Below are 18,371 nucleotides of genomic sequence, written 5' to 3'. Positions count from 1 at the left end.
TTAGTCTTGCCGATGGCGGATTTGTTTCGCGTTTACGCCCAAATTGTGTGTTAATTATCGGATGGGGCGCGGCTTTTACTTCGTATTTTTGCCGCAAATTCCTGTCATGCTTTTGTTTTTTAAGAAGTACCGCATCTTTTTCATCGCGATGTTCCTGGTTTCTGCGGTTTCGATCGCAGCATTTTACACCGCCTTAAAACCCAAGAAAACACTAAAAATCTACACGCCGGCCGATGTCAATCCTGAAATGGTCGACAGCACGTTGCAGGACATCCGAAAAGTACATCAAATCGCGGACTTTTCGTTCGTGAACCAAAACGGAAAGACGATCACCGAAAAGGATTACGAAGGCAAAATCTACGTTGCCGATTTCTTTTTCACAACCTGTAAATCCATTTGCCCGATCATGACCTCGAACATGGTCGAAGTACAAAAGGCGATCGCGAACAACCCAAAAGTCATGATCCTGTCGCACACCGTAATGCCCGACGTGGACAGCGTTCCCGTACTCAAAAACTATGCGTTGGAAAAAGGCGTGAACGATGCCAAATGGAATCTCGTGACGGGCGACAAGAAAGACATTTATTCGATCGCACGCAAATCCTATCTCGCCGTCAAGCTTGGCAAACCCGAGGAATTGTACGACATGGTGCATACGGAAAATTTCGTGTTGGTCGATGCCAAACGTCGCGTGCGCGGATTCTATGACGGCACGGACAAGGAGTCTGTCAAGCGCCTTATCGAAGACATCAACTGGTTGAGCCAGGACGGAAACGATTAGTTTGGGTTGGAAGTTGAAGTTCAACGTGAACTAGCCCGGATAGCAGCGGTTAGCCTTTTGGCAAAAAACGCGATGGAGCCGCGTGGCGCGGGCGACCAACGGAAGCCACGCAGCGAGCGAGCTACACCGCGTTTTTCGCCGAAAGCTAGAAGCGTATAGCCGGACCAGCTTCCCGAAAAATTCATCTCTTTTTTATCGCAAACCTCAGCCCGGCGTAATAATACGTGATCGAGACGAGTCCGATTGCGAACGGGACTACGGCGTAATAGCGCAGGCTGTCGTCGGTTGTGAAAAATTCGGTGAGCATCCAGTAAGCATTGGCGAGTATCCAGAAAAAGACCGCTACGTTGTGCAGCAATTCGCTTTTGATGTGTCGCGTTTGCCATGTAATCAGGGCTGCGGCGCCAATAGTCGGGATGATCATGATCACGCCGAGCGGTCGCCACAGCATGACCCAACACAAATCTTTTACAAGCCATAGCACGATGTGCAAATTCTCGATCTTGCGGTAGCGCTGCGGTATGACAAACTGCGGTTCGTTGTTTTCCATGGATGAGGTTATTAATGATATAGCGGTTGATGTCGCGACAAATATCCAAAATAGGAAACACTGTCCGACAACTTCAAACTTTAAACTTTAAACTTTACACATGCAAAATCTCCTCATCAACGAGCAACTCTTCGCGACGCATTTTCAAGAAAACCTGTGCCGTGGCGATCACGTCTTTTTCGCAATAGGTAATGATGCGGTCGATGTCGTTCTCAACGTAGAAAACGTGAGCGACCTGGCTGCCGTCGATATCGCCTTTTGATGATGGAATGCCGAGGATTTTGGTGAGCAATTTCAGAGACGTAAAATGTTTGTAGTCGCCGAATTTCCAAAGTTCCAACGTGTCAAGATGCGGCACTTCCCACGGTTTTTTGCCGAATAAGTTGAGTTTTTCGGGCAACTGGATACCATTTATGATCATGCGCCTGGCGATAAACGGAATGTCGAATTCTTTGGCGTTGTGACCACACAAAATGTGTTGCGGACGCGAAAAGTGGCTGGCGAGCATATTCGAAAAGTCGCGCAGCAATTGTCGTTCGTCTCCGAAGAAAGACGTGACCCGAAAGTTGCGGATGTCGTTCTTGAGCACGAAATATCCGACGGAAATTGCGACGATCTTGCCGAACTCGGCCCAAATCCCGGCGCGCTCGTAAAATGCCTCGGGCGTGTATTCATCACGTCTTTGATACTGGGTTTTTTGCTCCCAAAGCGTTTTCATTTCCTCGTCGAGGTTGTTGAAGTGTTGTTCGAAAGGAACGGTTTCGATGTCGAGAAACAGGATGTTCTCCAGTGGAATTTTTTGGATCATGGCGTGTACAATTTAAATTGGCGTGTATTACTTCCTGAGTGAAAGCATTTTATAAGTCTCATCCAAATATACGTAAAAATCGTTGCTGTGAAACGAACCTTCGTCATTTACGTTTCCTTTGTGCCCAAGGCGCACGACGATCAGGTCGTCTTTTGGAACCACGATCACATATTGCCCCAAATGGCCGCGCATGTAAAACACCTGTTTGCCGTTGTAAGTGTCGAGCCACCAACCGTAACCGTATTGCGGACTTTCGGGAAACCGCGGTGTCGTGCAGGTCTTGACGAACGAACTATCCAAAAGCTGCTTGCCGTTCCATTTTCCTTTTTGCTTGTAGAGTTTTCCGAAGCGGGCAAAATCACGGGCGTTCGACGCGATGCAGCAATAGGCTTTTACGATTCCGCCTTTGTGGTCGGTTTGCCAAAGCGCTTCGTTTTCGGCGCCCATGGGTTGCCAGAAACTTTCCGAAACATAAGTCGCGAGGTCTTTCCCGACTGCTTTTTCGATGCACATCGACAGCAATTGCGTGCTTCCGCTCGAATATTGGTAAACGGTTCCGGGTTCGTGTATGACCTTGAGCGACTTTACGAATTCTTCGAGATTGTTGTCGAAATAGGCTTGCGTGGTTTTGGAAAACGGGCTGTAATATTTTTCGTCCCAGTCCAATCCCGAAGCCATAGAAGCCAGATCACCAACGGTCAGTTTTCCGGCCAAACCTTGACTAAACTCCGGGAAATAGGTTCCGACTTTGGTGTTCAGACTTTCAATTTTTCCGTCCATTATCGCTCTTCCCAAAGCCGATGTCACAACGCTTTTGGCCATCGAAAACGAATTGGAATGGGAGTTTTGTCCGAAGCCATCGTAATACTTTTCGTACCAGATACTGTCATTTTTGATGATCATAAACGCTACGGTTCCAATGGCACCGTGCACGCTGTCAAGCCTTTTTGTAGACTCGGCAGAATTGTAATCGACAGCCTCTTTCCAATTTTGCGGATTCGGACTTTTGGCAATCGAACGGTTGTCGAAATGGCGGTAATCTGTGAGGTACGCAGTTTTCTCGCCGTGCAGGTACGTTACCCAAACACCGCGGATGATGTACGTGTTTCCGCTAAGGATCAGCACGCCGCAAAACAAAGCGACAACAAGACCCACCAAGATCAGCAACCGTTTGACGAACTTGAGCATATCAGCCGCGCTTGAGGATCATGGACGCCTTGTTCTGGAAATTGACGGTCATCTCGGTATCGGAGAATTTTGTGATCGGAATCGTGATGGTTTTGTCCTTTGCAGAAACCATTACGATCGTTTTGTCAGCCTCATTGTACGACCATTTGCCGCTTTCGCTTTTTCCCATCATCGAGAACGTCACTTTTTTGTCGGCGTCGAACTGAAGCGCAAAATCCTTGAAGATCGCGCCAGCCATTTCCTTGGTTTCGGCGTCCATGTCCGACGTATCGGCCAGGCTGACGAACTGCCACTTTCCGAGGATTTGCTTTTCGGTTTGGGCGACGGCCGTCATGGCAAAAAGCATGATAATAAGGGAAGCTAGTTTTTTCATTTTTGATATTTTTTGGTTAGAACAAACGATGTTGGACGGGAGGCGTTTCGTGCTCAAGCAGCCATTTTTTGCGCCATAATCCTCCGGCGTAACCTGTCAGCGAGCCGTCCGAACCGATAACGCGATGACACGGAACGACGATCCACAACGGGTTTTTCCCGTTTGCCGCTGCCACGGCGCGTATTGCTTTGACGTCTCCCAATTTCCTGGAAAGTTCCATATAACTCGTAGTTTTACCAAATGGGATGTCGCGCAATTCCTGCCAGACGGCTTTTTGGAAATCGGTTCCGCGTGGGTTCAGCGCGAATGAAAAATCACGGCGTTCGCCCTCGAAATACTCGTGGAGTTCTTGGGCCGCTTTGCTAAGGATATTTGGGATTTCGGGAGAGAGCTGTGTCGCTTCGTCAACGATGGAAATGACCGAAACGCCGTGTTCGTCCCCTTCGATCCTGGCGATTCCGACGGGCGTTTTGATGTAAGCCGTTTCCATTTTCTAAAGATAAAAAGTTTAGGTAAACGACAGGGAATTTTACGAAAAAGTACAGGAAAAACGGTAAAGAAAATTTTTTGTCGGACGTTATTCTCGAGGCCTAAACGGTTTACTCCACTCCGTGCGTTCAAGTTTCGACTCAAAAAACTTTGAGGTCTGAAGAAGAAATTCGTTTAAAACTCCACTATCGGAAACGCCATGTCGTGATACAGCAAAACTGTCCAATGTCCAGCCTCGGCACGAGCCTTCCAATCGTGACGCAATGCCGCCGCCTTCTTGCCGTCATCGTCGCTTTTATAGGCGATGTTGAAGTCGATATAGGATTTTTGCGGCAGGTTGTCGGCTCCGTAGAAAATCGTCTTTCCGTTCTCCCGAATCCAAAATTCCTGGTGAAAACGCGAGTGTCCGCCGGAGACCGCAAATGAGATCGAATCGCCGATGTGCCCTTCGTCCCCGTCGAGTTCGATCAAATTGTCAAGCGCGGCGATATGTCGCAATTTCTCTAAATCGTAAGATGGATTGCCCACGTCGGTAAACGCAAAATCAAGCTCCCGCTTTTGGTAGAAGATGTGCGCGTTTGGAAAATTTGGAATAAAACTTCCGTCGTCAAAATATCCGAGGCCATCGACGTGATCTTTGTGGAAGTGGGAAATTAGAACTTTGGTAACGTGTGCCGCGTCTATATTTTCCCGTTCGAGCAAGCGGTGAATCTGAGGCTTTCCGTTTTCGAGAAATCCGAGGCCGGCGTCGAGCAGTATGACATCGGTTCCGGTAACGACCAAAAACGGCTGAACGGCCATTCTCAGGCCGCCGGGATAATCGTCCAAGCCAAAAAATTCCTTGTTTTTGCTAACCGAAAAATCGCCCTCTTTTAACGCTACGACCTTCATCCGGATCACTTTAAATGACTGTAAATGTAGGCTTCCAACGCTTTCAATTCCTCGTCGCTCATGCGCTTCGTGATCGCAAAGTTGACTTTCATGGCCGGATATTGGGCCGGATCGACGATAGGTTCGGCTTCTTCTTTAAGGAACTTTACGATGTCGCCGTTTTTCTCTTTGTAGATTTTGGCAATTTCCTCAAGCGACGGCCCGATTATCTTTTGGTCCGGCTTGTGGCACGAATAACAATTGCCTTTGCTGTCGAAGATCTTTTGGCCAAGTTCGACAGGCGTTTGTTTTTCTTCGTACTCAAAACTTTCGTCGGACGTCGCTTCCTTTGTGCCACACGAGGCCATTGCGCATGCGGCAACAACCAAAAATAAATATCTCATGTCGATGTAATTGTCAATTCTAGACTTTTTCATACGTGAATGTGCCCATGCCGTCTTGCGTTACGATTCGTCGTTTGGCATCGAAAAAAACGATTTTGTACGTCGTCGGAAGCAAACCCGCATCCGTAATAAGGGCACGGCGGTCGTGGGAGAACTTCCACGTTCCGTCGGAGATTTGTTTCCCGGTAACTTGCTGGAACACTCCATTGTCTTTGAAAACCTGGAACACCGCATCGGTTTTGTAATGAGCCGAAATATTTTGGACCTTGCCGTCCTTTTCCCATTTGACGAGTTTCCATTTGCCCATCAGTTCCGCCGGGCCTTGGGCGCTTACTGAAAATCCGGCGAAAAGGAGCATCAACGCAATTAATTTTTTCATTTGTCCTGATTATTTATTGAGCAAAATTGCCGCTTCCTTTGCAAAGTAAGTCGAAATCAGGTCAGCGCCTGCACGTTTGATCGAGGTAAGTTGTTCGATCATTACTTTATCGTGGTCGATCCAGCCTTTTTCGGCCGCAGCTTTTACCATAGCATATTCGCCTGAAACATTGTAGACCGCAACGGGAACGTGAACGGCGTTGCGAACTTCACGCACGATGTCGAGATAGGCGATTCCTGGTTTTACCATGACGATGTCGGCTCCTTCCTCTACATCCTGAAGCGCTTCCTTGATCGCTTCGGTGCGGTTGCAGAAATCCATCTGATAGGTTTTTTTGTCGCCGAATCCCGGAGCGGAATCGAGTGCGTCGCGAAACGGACCGTAATGCGAACTTGCGTATTTGGCCGCATAACTCATGATGCCGACATTGGGGAAATTATTTTCTTCCAGACCTTTCCGGATGGCCCAAACGCGCCCGTCCATCATATCGGAAGGCGCTACGAAATCAGCACCGGCTTCGGCATGCGAAATGCTCATGCGAACCAAAGCGTCTACGGTAGCGTCGTTGATGATCTGCCCGTTTTCGACGATGCCATCGTGTCCGTATATCGAATAGGGATCGAGGGCGACGTCCGGCATCACGATCATTTCGGGCGTTGCGTCCTTGATCGCGCGGATCGCCTGTTGCATCAACCCGTCCTTATTCCAGGCTTCTTTACCCGTATTGTCTTTTAAGTTGTCCGAAACCTTGACGTAGAGGTTAACCGCCTTGATGCCGAGTTTCCACAATTCCGCAACTTCCCTGACCGTCAAATCGAGCGAACGCCTGTAGATTCCGGGCATGGACGGGATTTCAATTTGGATGTTTTCGCCTTCGCAGATGAACATCGGAAACATGAAATCGCTTGTCGTCAAAATCGTTTCGCGAACCAGCGCACGCATGGAATCATTGGTACGCAGTCTTCGGTTTCTATGGATCGGATACATATTCTATTGCTTTGTTTTTTGGATTTTACTTTTTATCTGTTGTGTTTTTTCGATCAGGAATTCCGGCGCGTCAAAACGATAACCGACGAAAATTGTGGCGTAGACCATCGTATCGCCAACGGTTATGCCGTCGTCGACCTGCCTGTCGTAATAACTGGCGCGCAAATTCGCTCCCAGGAACCATCTTTCTGAATTATAACCGGGCGCAAGCAGCAAACCCGACGTATAAAGCGCGGAGGTCGTTTCGTCTCCTTCGTCATTTGTGAAGTTTATTCCAGCGCCTAACGAAAGCCCGCCCGCGAGGTTCAATCGTTTTCCGATGACCCAATTGTAATGATAGGCCGGCGTGAAGGCGATGTCGTAAAACTTGATTTTGCCTTCGATATTGGGTTCGTTATGGCCATCGAGCGAAGAATAGTGATACGTCAGTCCGGCTGAAAAACTGCCGGCGCTTCTCAATTGCTGTACATTTTGCAAGGCGATGGCGCGATAGGAAAAGTTTCGGTTGAGGAAAAAGTCAGTACTTCCGCCGATTCGCGTCGACTCGAGATTTTTGTAGTACAGTTTTACGGACGTGCCTTCGGGTTCCAGGCTCATGCCTTTCTGGTTGTGGTATTCGAGGCGTTGCATCCATCGTCCGGGAAAAAAATCGAATGAAAAAGAAGTCATCCTCGACTCTTTCCTGTCGCGATTTTCGGCAAAAAAGCTTGGCGCGAATCCGATGCTGAACGACACGATATCGTATTGGAAACCAAAGTTGAGTGTCGTTTTGTTATTCGGGATGATGTTTACCTCAACGTCTTCGTTTTGTGAAGAGATGACGAAATCATTAGACTTGTTAAGCACAAAAACCTGGGTAGAAATCTTGTTCTCGAATTCCCTGAAATAGGGCGCGATACTGTCGTGTTGCGCAAAGCACGGACTCGTTACGGCGGCCAATATCGGGAACCAGTTTTTCACAGCCAGTCTTTTGGTTTCGAGAGCACTTCAAGCAGTTCAGATTCCGGGCTTCCCGGTTCCGGATGATGATCGTAAACCCATTGCACGTGAGGCGGTAAACTCATCAGAATGCTTTCGATGCGGCCGTTGGTTTTAAGTCCGAAAAGCGTGCCTTTGTCGTGCACGAGATTGAATTCGACATAACGGCCGCGGCGGATTTCCTGCCAGTTCCTGTGGGATTCGTCGTAAGGCAAATCTTTGCGTTTTTCGACAATCGGAACATAAGATTCCAGAAAATTGTTCCCGACTTCGGTCACGAAATCAAACCAATCCTGCATCGAACGTTTTTCAGTGGCTTTGAGGTAGTCGAAAAACAGTCCGCCGATGCCGCGCGCTTCGTGTCGATGGGCATTCCAGAAGTACGAATCGCATTGTTTTTTATATTTCGGATAAAATTCCGGATCGTGTTTATCGCAAGCCGTTTTGGACGTTTTATGGAAATGGACCGCATCTTCATCAAACAGATAATAAGGCGTCAAATCCTGTCCGCCGCCAAACCACGAATCTATGACGTTTCCGCTCTCGTCGTACATTTCAAAATAGCGCCAGTTTGCATGAACCGTCGGCACCATCGGGCTTTTCGGATGGATCACGAGACTTAGTCCGCAGGCAAAAAAATCGACTTCCCCTACTCCAAACATCTTTTGCATCGACTCCGGAAGCTTTCCGTGCACGGCTGAAATGTTCACACCGCCTTTCTCAAAAACATTTCCGTTTTCGATTACACGAGTGCGCCCGCCTCCGCCTTCGGGGCGTTGCCAGTTGTCTTCGCGGAATTTCGCCGAACCGTCGACTTCTTCAAGTTTCGACGTGATTTGATCCTGGAGATTCTGGATGTAAGTGAAAAACTGGTCTTTCATCTCAAATTTAGTTACGATACCGGGTCGCGTGAGGGATTGCAGCGGAAATCCTTTTTAGGGTCCGAGCGCAGCGAGGACCCTAAAAAGATTGTAGCGGAAAGCCCGACCCGAAGGGACACGCCCAAATTATTACATATCAATTGTATTCTTTTACTGCATCGATAAACGCTTTTGCGTGATCGACCGGAATATTGGGCAAAATGCCGTGACCGAGGTTGACGATATAATTATCCTTACCGAATTCGTCTATCATTTGGTGTACCATTTTCTTGATCGTCGGAATGGGTGAAAGCAGGCGCGACGGATCGAAATTGCCTTGTAACGTAATGCGTCCGCCAGACAAATAGCGCGCGTTCCTTGGCGAACACGTCCAATCGACTCCAAGTGCCGAAGCTTTCGATTTTGCCATATCGTTCAAGGCGAACCAACAGCCTTTTCCGAATACGATCACTTTGGTTTCCGGAGCAAGGGCTTCAACGATCTGGTTGATATATTGCCACGAAAATTCCTGGTAATCGACAGGGGAAAGCATTCCGCCCCACGAATCGAAAATCTGGACGGCGTTGACTCCGGCCTTGACTTTTTCTTTGAGGTAGGCGATCGTCGTATCGGTAATTTTCTGGAGCAACGCATGAGCCGCAACGGGTTCCGAAAAACAGAAACCTTTCGCCGTGTCAAAACTTTTAGAGCCTTTCCCTTCGACGGCGTAGCAGAAAATCGTCCAGGGCGAACCTGCAAACCCGATAAGCGGCACCTCGTCATTGAGCATTTCCTTGGTCAGTTTAATCGCGTCGAAAACATATCCCAAAGTCTCATTTACATCAGGCACGATGACTTGATCGACATCCTTGGCGGAACGTATCGGGTTCGGCAAAAACGGACCGACGCTTTCCTTCATCAATACTTCGATTCCCATGGCTTGAGGCACGACGAGAATGTCGGAGAACAAAATCGCGGCGTCCGGCTTAACGATGCGAATAGGCTGAACCGTGATTTCGGCGGCTAATTCCGGAGTTTGGCATCGCGTGAAAAAATCGTATTTATCACGCAAAGCGCGGAATTCGGGCAGGTAACGCCCGGCTTGGCGCATCATCCAGACTGGCGGACGATCGACGGTTTCATTGTTTAGCGCGCGAAGAAATAGGTCGTTTTTGATCATTTGAATGTCGGATTTTTTCGCCACGAAGGCAGGAAGACTCGAAGTCTCCTAGGTTATATATTTTACTTTTTATCACCGCGCTTAAAACTGTCGGCCGCGGCTTGAGTGAAGTGGTGGTTGACGCACTTCTCAATTGTACTTTCTATTGTTGGCTGATTGGCGACGACGGGAACCGCAGAAGGATTCGAACTCCCGACCGCGTTGGCCGTCGTATTTCCTATGCAGAAACAAACCGCATCGCCAAATTCGTTTTCGGAATTGAAACTTTCGACGCCACTCGGGCTGAGAAACAAAATCCCGTCGAATTTGCCTTCGATTTTCGTCGGACTCAAAACCGTCTCGTACACTTCGACCTCATTGAAGTCGACATTGGATTTCGCGAGTTCCGACGGCATTTCGTCGCGACGGATATTGCCGCAGAAAAAAGTGAATTTCTCGTTTGGATAATCCGATATGACAATCCGGGCCAATTCGGACCCGTAATCGGCGGAAGCCAAAACCGTAAAGCCCATTTCGTCGAGCAATTCGGCCGTTTTCTCGCCAACGCAAAAAACAGGATTGCGACGGATTTCCTGGACTTCAGGATGATTCGCAACGGCTTTCACGGCATTTTGGCTCGTAAAGATCAGGTTGCCTTTTATTTCGGGAAGCGCGAAGGTTTTTTGTCGGATCGCGATAAAATCTGCCTCTATTACAGCCAAACCCGCGTCTGCCAGCATTTGCTTCTGGCCTGATTTGAGCTTTTTCGTAGACAATATGCAAATTTCCCGATTCATTTCTGTAGTTCCGACCGGATTTTGACCATTAGTGCGTCGCCTCCGTTTTTCAGTATTTCGTTTGCGCAATCGCGTCCGAATGTTCTGTAATGTGTGGTTTCCGACGATTTCTCAATAGCGAGTTTTTCCTTTCCGTCAAGCGATAAAAGTGCGCCTTCAAACCGGATCTCATTGCCGATGATCTCAGCGAAAGCCCCGATTGGCGCCGTACATCCGCCCTCAAGCGTCTTCAAAAAGTCGCGTTCTATATGCGTGCACATTTCCGATTCGAAATGATTGAGTTTCCCTACGGCTTCGCGTGAAAAATCGTCCTTTTCCATCGCGACGACGACCATCGCGCCCTGGGCCGGAGCGGGCAACATCCAATCGAGGTCGATATGGCTATCGGGTTTGACACCGATGCGATCCAAACCGGCGGAAGCGAAAATCGCCCCGTTCCAGTTATTGTCGGCCAGCTTTTGCAAACGCGTGTTCACGTTGCCTCTCAAATCGACGACCTGGTGATGCGGATAGCGGTGCAGCCATTGGGCCTGACGACGCAAACTTCCGGATGCGATCGTGGCCTCTTCGTGGTAAAAATCAGGATTGTTTTTGTAGACGAGAATGTCCTTTTCAGAAGCGCGTTCCAAAACCGCAGCCTGGACGATTCCCCTTGGCAAAGCCGTGGGCACGTCTTTCATCGAGTGGACGGCGATGTCGATCTGGCCGTTGATCATCGCGATGTCGAGCGTTTTGGTAAAAATGCCCGTAATGCCCAATTCGTAAAGCGGTTTATCGAGAATCAGGTCGCCGGTAGATTTTACCGCGACGATTTCTGTTTGGTAACCTAGATCGTTGAGTTTCTTTTCGACCGTGTGCGCCTGCCAAAGTGCCAGTTGGCTGTCGCGCGTGCCGATTCGGATTGTTTTGCTCATTTCAGCGACGTTTCGATCTTGAAGACTTTTTCGATCCACTCAATGCTTTCGTCCATTGGCGTGTTCGTGTCCTTGAGATGGTTGGCGAAATGAGTCGTGATCTTTTGTATGATGCGGTTTGAGATGATCTCCGCTTGCCGCTCGTTGAAATCGGCGATCTTGCGGCTTTGGAAATCGAGTTCGGAATTCTTGATCTCGTTGAGTTTTTCTTTCAACGCGTTGATCGTCGGGGCGAATTTGCGCTCGTGCGTCCAGGCCGTGAATTCCTCCCGGATTTCCTCGATGATCGCTTCGGCGGCGGGAATGTGTTTCTTGCGATTCTCCAACGTATCGTCGGTGATTTGGGAGAGATGGTCCATGTGGAGCAGCGTCACTTCGGGCAACTCCATGACGTCGTCGGCTACGTTTTTCGGGATCGACAAATCGAGGATCAAAAGCGGCTTTTTCAAGTTCAGGACGGCTTTGTCTATCGTCGGATTTTGTGCGCCCGTAGCCACGACCAAAATATCGGCTTTTTGCAACTCCAGATGCAATTCGGAGTAATCCTTGACGATCAGGTGTAGCTTCGACGCAAGTCTCTCGGCTTTATCCTTCGTGCGGTTGATCAGCGTGATATGTTCGTTTTTGGTGTGTTTGACGAGATTTTCGCAAGTATTGCGTCCGATTTTCCCGGTTCCGAAAAGCAAAATATTCTTGTTTCTGATATCGGCCACGTTCTTCATCATGTATTGAACGGAGGCAAACGACACCGAAGTCGCACCCGAAGAAATCTCTGTTTCGTTCTTGATGCGTTTGCTCGCCTGGATGACGGCATTGGTCAAACGCTCGAGAAACGCATTCGTCAAACCTTGTTTGCGCGCCTGCGTAAACCCGGACTTGAGTTGGCTGATGATCTCGAAATCGCCCAAAATCTGGCTGTCGAGACCTGTCCCGACGCGGAACATATGGTTGATCGCATCGCTGTTTTTGTGAACGTAAGCCACGCGCTGAAATTCGTCGACGCTGCCACGGCTGTTGTCGACAAGAAGTTTTATGAGTTGGTAAGGATGTTCGGCAAAACCATAAATCTCGGTGCGGTTGCACGTCGAAGTAACGATCATGCCGCCGACGCCTTCCATTGCAGCCTGGCTCAAAAGCCGGTCTTTGGAAGCATCGTCGAGGCTGAACTTTCCCCTGATCTCAGCATCGGCTTTTTTGTAGCTCAATCCCACGACATAAAAAGTCAGATGCTTCGATGCGTTAGTTGTATGCATGTTTGTCCTCAAAATCTGCAACAAAAGTATTTCAGTAGTTTTGATAAAAATAACGCTCAAAGGACTTTTTATGTCGCTCTCGGATATTTTGGGCGCAAAAGGTTAATCTGACGTTATTTTGTGCTAAATTTGCAGCGTTGACGGGCATTCCGAACGATGTTATATAGAATCATTCTAAATAAATCAGCGCTTGGAATCCAAAAACTTAAGTCAAAAAAATATCGCTATGGGTTCACAGGAAGTCATCAAGATCGAGGACGATTTTTACCTGCTTCGCTTCCAGAATGATGGAGCCGAAATGTATCGGGCCGAACGTCCGATCAGCCAGGGTCTGATCCAATTTCATTACGGCATCAAAGGCAAGGCGAAGTTTATCTTCAACCAGGGGAATTATGCCTTGGATTTGCGAGAGGAAAAGTCGTTGCTGCTTTACAATCCGCAAAAGGAATTGCCGCTGAACCTCGAAATGGCACCTAATTCGTGGGTTATTTCAGTAGTAATTTCCATAAAGAAATTCCATGCGCTTTTTTCGTCCGAAGCGGAACATATCCCGTTTTTATCGGCTGGAAACCAAGACAAGAAATATTATAACGAGGCCGATATTTCGCCTTCGATGGCCATCGTGCTCAATCAGCTGTTTCACTTCAATTTGCATCCGTCGATAAAAAATCTCTATTACAAAGGTAAGGCGTACGAACTTTTGAGTTTGTACTTTAACCGAACCGAAGATCCGGATGCCGAGCAATGCCCGTTTTTGATCGACGAGGAAAATGTGTTGAAAATCAGGAAAGCTAAAGATATCATCATCGCCAATATGGCCGAACCGCCGGGCTTACAGGAATTGGCCGACCAAATTGGCCTCAACCTGAAAAAGCTCAAAACCGGGTTCAAGCAAATTTACGGCGATTCGGTTTATGCGTTTTTGTTCGACTACAAGATGGAATTCGCTCGCAAGCTTTTGGAGGACGGAACTCACAATGTCAACGAAGCCGGGTTGAAGATCGGATATTCGACGGCGAGTCATTTCATATCGGCTTTCCGGAAAAAATTCGGGACGACGCCAAAGAAATATCTGATGTCGATCAACGTAAGCGCTTAACCGACGGAATTCCAACTAAATTTTTATTCTTAACGGTTTGTTTTTAGAGCGAAACCTAAATAAACGACCCAACGCATAATCAACCCAACATTAATGAAAGGAGTACTTCTCGTAAACCTCGGCTCGCCCGAATCGCCAACACCAAAGGACGTAAAACCGTATCTCGATGAATTTTTGATGGACAAATACGTGATCGACGTGCCGTTTTTACTGCGCGCATTACTCGTTCGCGGCATTATTTTACGGAAGCGTCCCGAGGCTTCGGCCCATGCCTACGCGCAAATCTGGACCGATGAAGGTTCGCCACTCATCGTAATTTCGAAAAAATTCCACGAGAAGGTCAAGACCAAAACTGAACTTCCGGTAGCACTTTCGATGCGATACGGGAATCCGAACATAGAATCCGGTTTGCAGGAACTGGCTGATCAGGGCGTTACCGAGGTGCTATTGTTTCCTCTTTATCCGCAATACGCGATGGCGTCGACGAAAACAATTGAGGTGCTCGCCGAGGAAATCCGCAAGAAAAAGTTTCCGCAGATGACAATCACCGAGGTTCCGGCATTTTACAACCGGGCCGATTACATCAAGAATTTGTCCGATCTCATCGCCAAAAATCTAGAGGGTTTCGAGTACGATCATTTGTTGTTTTCGTATCACGGAATCCCGGAGCGCCACATCCGGAAGACCGACATCACAAAATCGCATTGCAAAATCAATTCAACGTGCTGTGCGACGCCTTCCCCGGCCCATAAATTCTGCTACCGCCACCAATGTTACGAAACCACGCGTTTGGTTGTCGAACAATTGGGCATTCCGGAAGAAAAATACTCGCTAACGTTCCAATCGCGTCTGGCCGGAGACAAATGGCTTGAGCCATACACGGATGTCGAAATCAACAAAATGCCCGCCGCCGGAATCAAGAAACTCGCAGTAGTCACGCCTGCTTTTGTCGCGGACTGCCTCGAAACCCTCGAGGAAATCGCAATGCGCGCGAACGAAGATTTCAAACAGCACGGAGGAGAGGATTTCCTGGCCATTCCGTGTCTCAACGACAGCGAAGACTGGACACAAACCGCCGCCAACTGGATCAACTACTGGTCTAAAACCGACAAAATTTTCGGTTGATGGAGCAAACCGCCCAGGATTTCGGGACGGGCAGCTTAAAAAAGTTGCTGCTACGGCAAGCTGTCCCGGCTTCTGTCGGTATGCTTTTCCTGACCGTGAACATGCTCGTGGACACCATTCTCGTCGGGCGTTGGGTCGGATCGATCGCCATTGCGGCGTTGACGGTCGTAACGCCTATCATTTTCCTGATGGGTTCGATTGGGTTTGCGGTTGGCGCCGGAGGAAGTTCGGTTCTATCGCGGGCGTTAGGTGCCGAAAAGTTCGACAAGGCAGAGAAAACCGTCGCGCACCAATTGATGCTTACCACGATTCTGACCGTGTCTTTGATGGTTGTCGGGTTTTTCTTTTCTGATTGGATGCTGAACCTGTTCGGGGCCAAAGGCGAAATTGTAGAACCAGCGAGAGCGTTCTTTTTCCCGTTGCTTTTTGCCGGACCGCTCCAGGCTTTGACGTCCACAGGAAACGCGGTTATGCGTGCCGAAGACCGGGCGCGTTATGCGATGGTGGGCATGATCGCGCCGTCTGTAATGAATTTGGTCTTCGATGTGGTCTTCATCCGATTCATGGACATGGGCGTATTCGGGGCCGCACTCGCGACCTCGCTTTCATTCGCCGCCGGATTTCTTTACCTGGTTTGGTATTTCGTGGCCAAAAGCAAGATCCGTCTGCAATTTTCCCATTTTGTTCCTGATTTCAAACTTGCGGGAGAGATCGGCGGTTTGAGTTTTACGCCCCTGGCCCGGCAAAGCGTGATTTCTGTACTGACGATATTGCTCAACCATCAATTGATTGCCTTTGGAGGCGACACGTCGGTGGCGGTGTACGGCATCATCAGTAAAATGCTGATGTTCGCGCTGTTTCCGGTAAACGGAATCACGGAAGGTTTCCAGCCGATTGCCGGTTTTAACTTCGGGGCTAAAAAGTACGACCGCGTGCAACGCATCGTCAAGATCGCAATGACGGCAGCGGCAACCTTGTCGATGGTCATTTACGTGCTGATCCTGATTTTTGCCGAGGAGATCGTGTCGGTTTTCATAAACGATCGCGAAGTGCTCGAACAAACGCCGAACGCGTTGCGATGGGTGTTCGCCGCTTCTCCGGTAATCGTGATTCAGTTGATTGGATCGGCTTATTTTCAATCTTCGGGAAAGGCCATAAAATCGCTGCTGCTTACGTTGACCAAACAAGGATTTTTCCTGATTCCGCTTATCCTGATTTTGCCCAAATATTTTGGTATTTTTGGAATATGGGTCGCCTTCCCGATCGCTGACGTGCTCGCCACTTTGGTTACCGGAAGTTTCCTGCTCGCTTCGCTGAAGAAATTGTCCGATGGAAAGTTATAATTACCTCAAATCCCTGCACCTTATCTTCGTGATCACTTGGTTCGCGGGGCTTTTTTATATCGTGCGTTTGTTTGTGTACCAGATTGAGGCCGCTTCGAAGCCGTCACCCGAGAAAGAAATCCTACAGAAACAGTACAAGATCATGACGTATCGGTTGTGGTTCATCATTACCTGGCCGTCGGCGGTTTTGGCCACAGGATTCGCGGCTGCGTTGCTCTATTTGATGCCCGAATGGCTGAGCCAGCCGTGGATGCATGTCAAACTCGGATTTGTCTTGCTTTTGGTTTTTTATCATCTGAAATGTCATCAAATCTACAACCAACTACAGCGGGACGAGGTCAGGCATACCTCGAATTTCATGAGATTGTGGAACGAAGGAGCGACGATCATCCTGTTTGCCGTCGTCTTTTTGGTGATCCTAAAAAATGCTGTCAACTGGATTTACGGTGTCGTCGGGATCATGGCATTTTCGATCCTGATCATGCTCGGATTCCGATTTTACAAACGCATCCGACACAAAAATAACAGCTAGATGGCCGGTATCTTCAACATATCGCTGCGCATCCGGATTTTTCTTTCGATGATCCTGTTGATCCTGATCGCGTCGGTTTTATTGGCGACGATTTCAATCATACAGTTCAAGAACGAGGCAAAAGAATACCATCAGGAACGGCTTGTCAACAAAGAAAATGCGATCACGGAACACATCAATTACGTGCTTTCGACTACGACATATCCGCTTACGACGAAAAATCTTCCGTTGATTTTCAAGGATCGGATTCACGAACTTTCCGACATCCATAACCTCGAAATCAATATTTATGGCCTTGGCGGAAAATTGCTCATTTCGTCAAAATCGTCTTTTTCGATAGACAGCGTGCCGCCTCCCGTGCCGCCTTTGGTGCTCAAACTCGTGCAATCGTCGATCGAAAAACGCTACGTGAACATTACCAATACGGACGGCGTCAAGAACAGATCTTCCTACTCCATAATAAAGGACGATAAGTTCAAGCCGCTCGGAATTTTGAATATTCCTTATGTGGAAGACGACGGTTATTACGAAAACGAGTTGCGTAATTTTTTTATCCGACTGAGCCAGGTGTACGGTTTTACGCTGGTTATCGCATTCGGATTGGCGTATTTCCTCTCCACCTACATTACCGCGACATTAAAAACGATTTCCGATCGCATAAACGAGACGAGTTTTCTGCAAAAAAACCAAAAAATCTACCTCAAAGCCAACAGCACCGAGATCGATTCCCTGATCAAGGCGTACAATACGATGGTGGACGATCTCGAAAAATCGGCGGTCAAACTGGCCCAATCCGAACGGGAGGAAGCCTGGCGCGAAATGGCCAAACAGGTGGCTCACGAAATCAAGAATCCGCTTACGCCGATGCGGTTGACGGTCCAGAGTTTCCAGCGAAAATTTGATCCTTCCGATCCTGATCTCAAGCAAAAACTCAACGATTACAGCCAGACGCTGATCCAACAAATCGATACGATGAGCGCCGTGGCTTCGGCATTCTCGAATTTCGCTTCGATGCCGGCCCAACAGAATGAAACGCTCAACGTGGTCCAGGTTGTGGAGCTGGCACTTGATATTTTCAACGAGGATTTTATCAAATTCGAATCGGCGGAGGACGAAATCATTTCGGTAATCGATCGGACGCAACTCATCCGGATCATCACGAACCTCGTCAAAAACGCGATCCAGGCTATTCCCGAGCACCGCGAACACAAGATGGTGTCGGTAAAAGTGGAGCGACACGAACACGATGTTCTGATCTTGGTGGAAGACAATGGTTTCGGGATCGAACCATATAACGCGCCTCATATTTTCGAGCCGAAGTTCACTACCAAAACAAGTGGAATGGGCCTTGGATTGGGCATCATCAAAAACATCATAGAGAATTATAAGGGAAATATTACCTTTGAGACAGAGCCAGGAAAAGGCACTATTTTCAAGGTTCGACTACCCATAACCGACAATTGACCTATCAACCGTCAACAA

Annotated in this window: 21 protein-coding genes; 6 read left to right on the top strand and 15 right to left on the bottom strand. The window is 48.4% G+C overall.

What is annotated here, in order from left to right; genetic code table 11:
- The first annotated feature begins 106 nt into the window (after positions 1 to 106).
- Positions 107 to 781 carry an SCO family protein gene (locus tag HC229_RS04020; RefSeq protein ID WP_191019177.1) on the top strand — a complete coding sequence of 225 codons (675 nt, stop codon included), beginning with the start codon at positions 107 to 109 and terminating at the stop codon, positions 779 to 781.
- Positions 782 to 962: 181 nt separating this feature from the next.
- Here the strand turns inward: HC229_RS04020 and HC229_RS04015 are convergent, their stop codons facing one another.
- The 15 genes from HC229_RS04015 to hemA all read right to left on the bottom strand — a co-directional run bounded on the left by HC229_RS04015 (position 963) and on the right by hemA (position 12,790).
- On the bottom strand, positions 963 to 1,331 hold the full coding sequence (locus HC229_RS04015) for a hypothetical protein (RefSeq protein WP_191019176.1): 369 nt from the start codon (positions 1,329 to 1,331) through the stop codon (positions 963 to 965).
- A gap of 94 nt (positions 1,332 to 1,425) precedes the next feature.
- Positions 1,426 to 2,139: a 3'-5' exonuclease gene (locus HC229_RS04010; protein WP_191019175.1), complete on the bottom strand. Its 714-nt coding sequence runs from the start codon at positions 2,137 to 2,139 to the stop codon at positions 1,426 to 1,428.
- A gap of 27 nt (positions 2,140 to 2,166) precedes the next feature.
- On the bottom strand, positions 2,167 to 3,327 hold the full coding sequence (locus HC229_RS04005) for a serine hydrolase domain-containing protein (RefSeq protein ID WP_191019174.1): 1,161 nt from the start codon (positions 3,325 to 3,327) through the stop codon (positions 2,167 to 2,169).
- A 1-nt stretch (position 3,328) separates the two neighbouring features.
- Entirely contained in the window at positions 3,329 to 3,700 is a 372-nt protein-coding gene (locus HC229_RS04000) for a lipocalin-like domain-containing protein (RefSeq protein WP_191019173.1), read from the bottom strand.
- Between the two features lie 16 nt (positions 3,701 to 3,716).
- Entirely contained in the window at positions 3,717 to 4,190 is a 474-nt protein-coding gene (locus tag HC229_RS03995; RefSeq protein ID WP_191019172.1) for a methylated-DNA--[protein]-cysteine S-methyltransferase, read from the bottom strand.
- 173 nt (positions 4,191 to 4,363) lie between these two features.
- Complete coding sequence (locus HC229_RS03990) at positions 4,364 to 5,080, bottom strand: MBL fold metallo-hydrolase (RefSeq protein ID WP_191019171.1); 717 nt, start codon at positions 5,078 to 5,080, stop codon at positions 4,364 to 4,366.
- Between the two features lie 5 nt (positions 5,081 to 5,085).
- Entirely contained in the window at positions 5,086 to 5,463 is a 378-nt protein-coding gene (locus HC229_RS03985) for a c-type cytochrome (protein ID WP_191019170.1), read from the bottom strand.
- 19 nt (positions 5,464 to 5,482) lie between these two features.
- Positions 5,483 to 5,842 (bottom strand): hypothetical protein, encoded by a 360-nt coding sequence (locus tag HC229_RS03980; RefSeq protein ID WP_191019169.1) that lies wholly within the window; start codon positions 5,840 to 5,842, stop codon positions 5,483 to 5,485.
- Between the two features lie 9 nt (positions 5,843 to 5,851).
- Positions 5,852 to 6,829, bottom strand: coding sequence for a porphobilinogen synthase (gene hemB, locus HC229_RS03975; RefSeq protein ID WP_191019168.1), 978 nt, complete (start codon positions 6,827 to 6,829; stop codon positions 5,852 to 5,854).
- A 3-nt stretch (positions 6,830 to 6,832) separates the two neighbouring features.
- Positions 6,833 to 7,789: a DUF4421 family protein gene (locus HC229_RS03970; RefSeq protein WP_191019167.1), complete on the bottom strand. Its 957-nt coding sequence runs from the start codon at positions 7,787 to 7,789 to the stop codon at positions 6,833 to 6,835.
- The gene (gene hemF / locus HC229_RS03965; protein ID WP_191019166.1) at positions 7,786 to 8,688 is read right to left on the bottom strand and encodes an oxygen-dependent coproporphyrinogen oxidase; all 903 of its coding nucleotides are present in this window, start codon (positions 8,686 to 8,688) and stop codon (positions 7,786 to 7,788) included. Before hemF ends, HC229_RS03970 begins: the two co-directional genes overlap by 4 nt.
- 136 nt (positions 8,689 to 8,824) lie before the next feature.
- Positions 8,825 to 9,847 carry a uroporphyrinogen decarboxylase gene (hemE, locus tag HC229_RS03960; protein ID WP_191019165.1) on the bottom strand — a complete coding sequence of 341 codons (1,023 nt, stop codon included), beginning with the start codon at positions 9,845 to 9,847 and terminating at the stop codon, positions 8,825 to 8,827.
- Between the two features lie 62 nt (positions 9,848 to 9,909).
- Positions 9,910 to 10,602 carry a uroporphyrinogen-III synthase gene (locus HC229_RS03955; RefSeq protein WP_191019164.1) on the bottom strand — a complete coding sequence of 231 codons (693 nt, stop codon included), beginning with the start codon at positions 10,600 to 10,602 and terminating at the stop codon, positions 9,910 to 9,912.
- A 17-nt stretch (positions 10,603 to 10,619) separates the two neighbouring features.
- Positions 10,620 to 11,537, bottom strand: a complete 918-nt coding sequence (hemC, locus tag HC229_RS03950) for a hydroxymethylbilane synthase (protein WP_191019163.1) — start codon at positions 11,535 to 11,537, stop codon at positions 10,620 to 10,622.
- Entirely contained in the window at positions 11,534 to 12,790 is a 1,257-nt protein-coding gene (gene hemA, locus HC229_RS03945; protein WP_191019162.1) for a glutamyl-tRNA reductase, read from the bottom strand. Before hemA ends, hemC begins: the two co-directional genes overlap by 4 nt.
- Positions 12,791 to 13,016: 226 nt before the next feature.
- Here hemA and HC229_RS03940 point away from each other — a divergent pair, with 226 nt between their 5' ends.
- From HC229_RS03940 to HC229_RS03920, 5 genes are all read left to right on the top strand, one after another.
- Positions 13,017 to 13,889: an AraC family transcriptional regulator gene (locus HC229_RS03940; protein ID WP_191019161.1), complete on the top strand. Its 873-nt coding sequence runs from the start codon at positions 13,017 to 13,019 to the stop codon at positions 13,887 to 13,889.
- Positions 13,890 to 13,982: 93 nt separating this feature from the next.
- A complete protein-coding gene (gene hemH / locus HC229_RS03935; protein ID WP_191019160.1) occupies positions 13,983 to 15,014 on the top strand; it encodes a ferrochelatase in 1,032 nt (343 codons plus the stop codon).
- Positions 15,014 to 16,357: an MATE family efflux transporter gene (locus HC229_RS03930; protein ID WP_191019159.1), complete on the top strand. Its 1,344-nt coding sequence runs from the start codon at positions 15,014 to 15,016 to the stop codon at positions 16,355 to 16,357. Before hemH ends, HC229_RS03930 begins: the two co-directional genes overlap by 1 nt.
- Positions 16,344 to 16,889, top strand: a complete 546-nt coding sequence (locus tag HC229_RS03925; protein ID WP_191019158.1) for a CopD family protein — start codon at positions 16,344 to 16,346, stop codon at positions 16,887 to 16,889. The genes HC229_RS03930 and HC229_RS03925 overlap by 14 nt, the downstream gene beginning before the upstream one ends.
- 48 nt (positions 16,890 to 16,937) lie before the next feature.
- Positions 16,938 to 18,353 carry an ATP-binding protein gene (locus tag HC229_RS03920; RefSeq protein WP_191019532.1) on the top strand — a complete coding sequence of 472 codons (1,416 nt, stop codon included), beginning with the start codon at positions 16,938 to 16,940 and terminating at the stop codon, positions 18,351 to 18,353.
- The last annotated feature ends 18 nt before the right edge of the window (positions 18,354 to 18,371 follow it).

Source organism: Flavobacterium selenitireducens (assembly GCF_014748335.1).
GTDB classification, from domain to species: Bacteria; Bacteroidota; Bacteroidia; order Flavobacteriales; family Flavobacteriaceae; genus Flavobacterium; species Flavobacterium selenitireducens.
The sequence above is the reverse complement of the archived record's forward strand: the minus strand, read 5'-3'. Positions and strand labels throughout refer to the sequence as shown.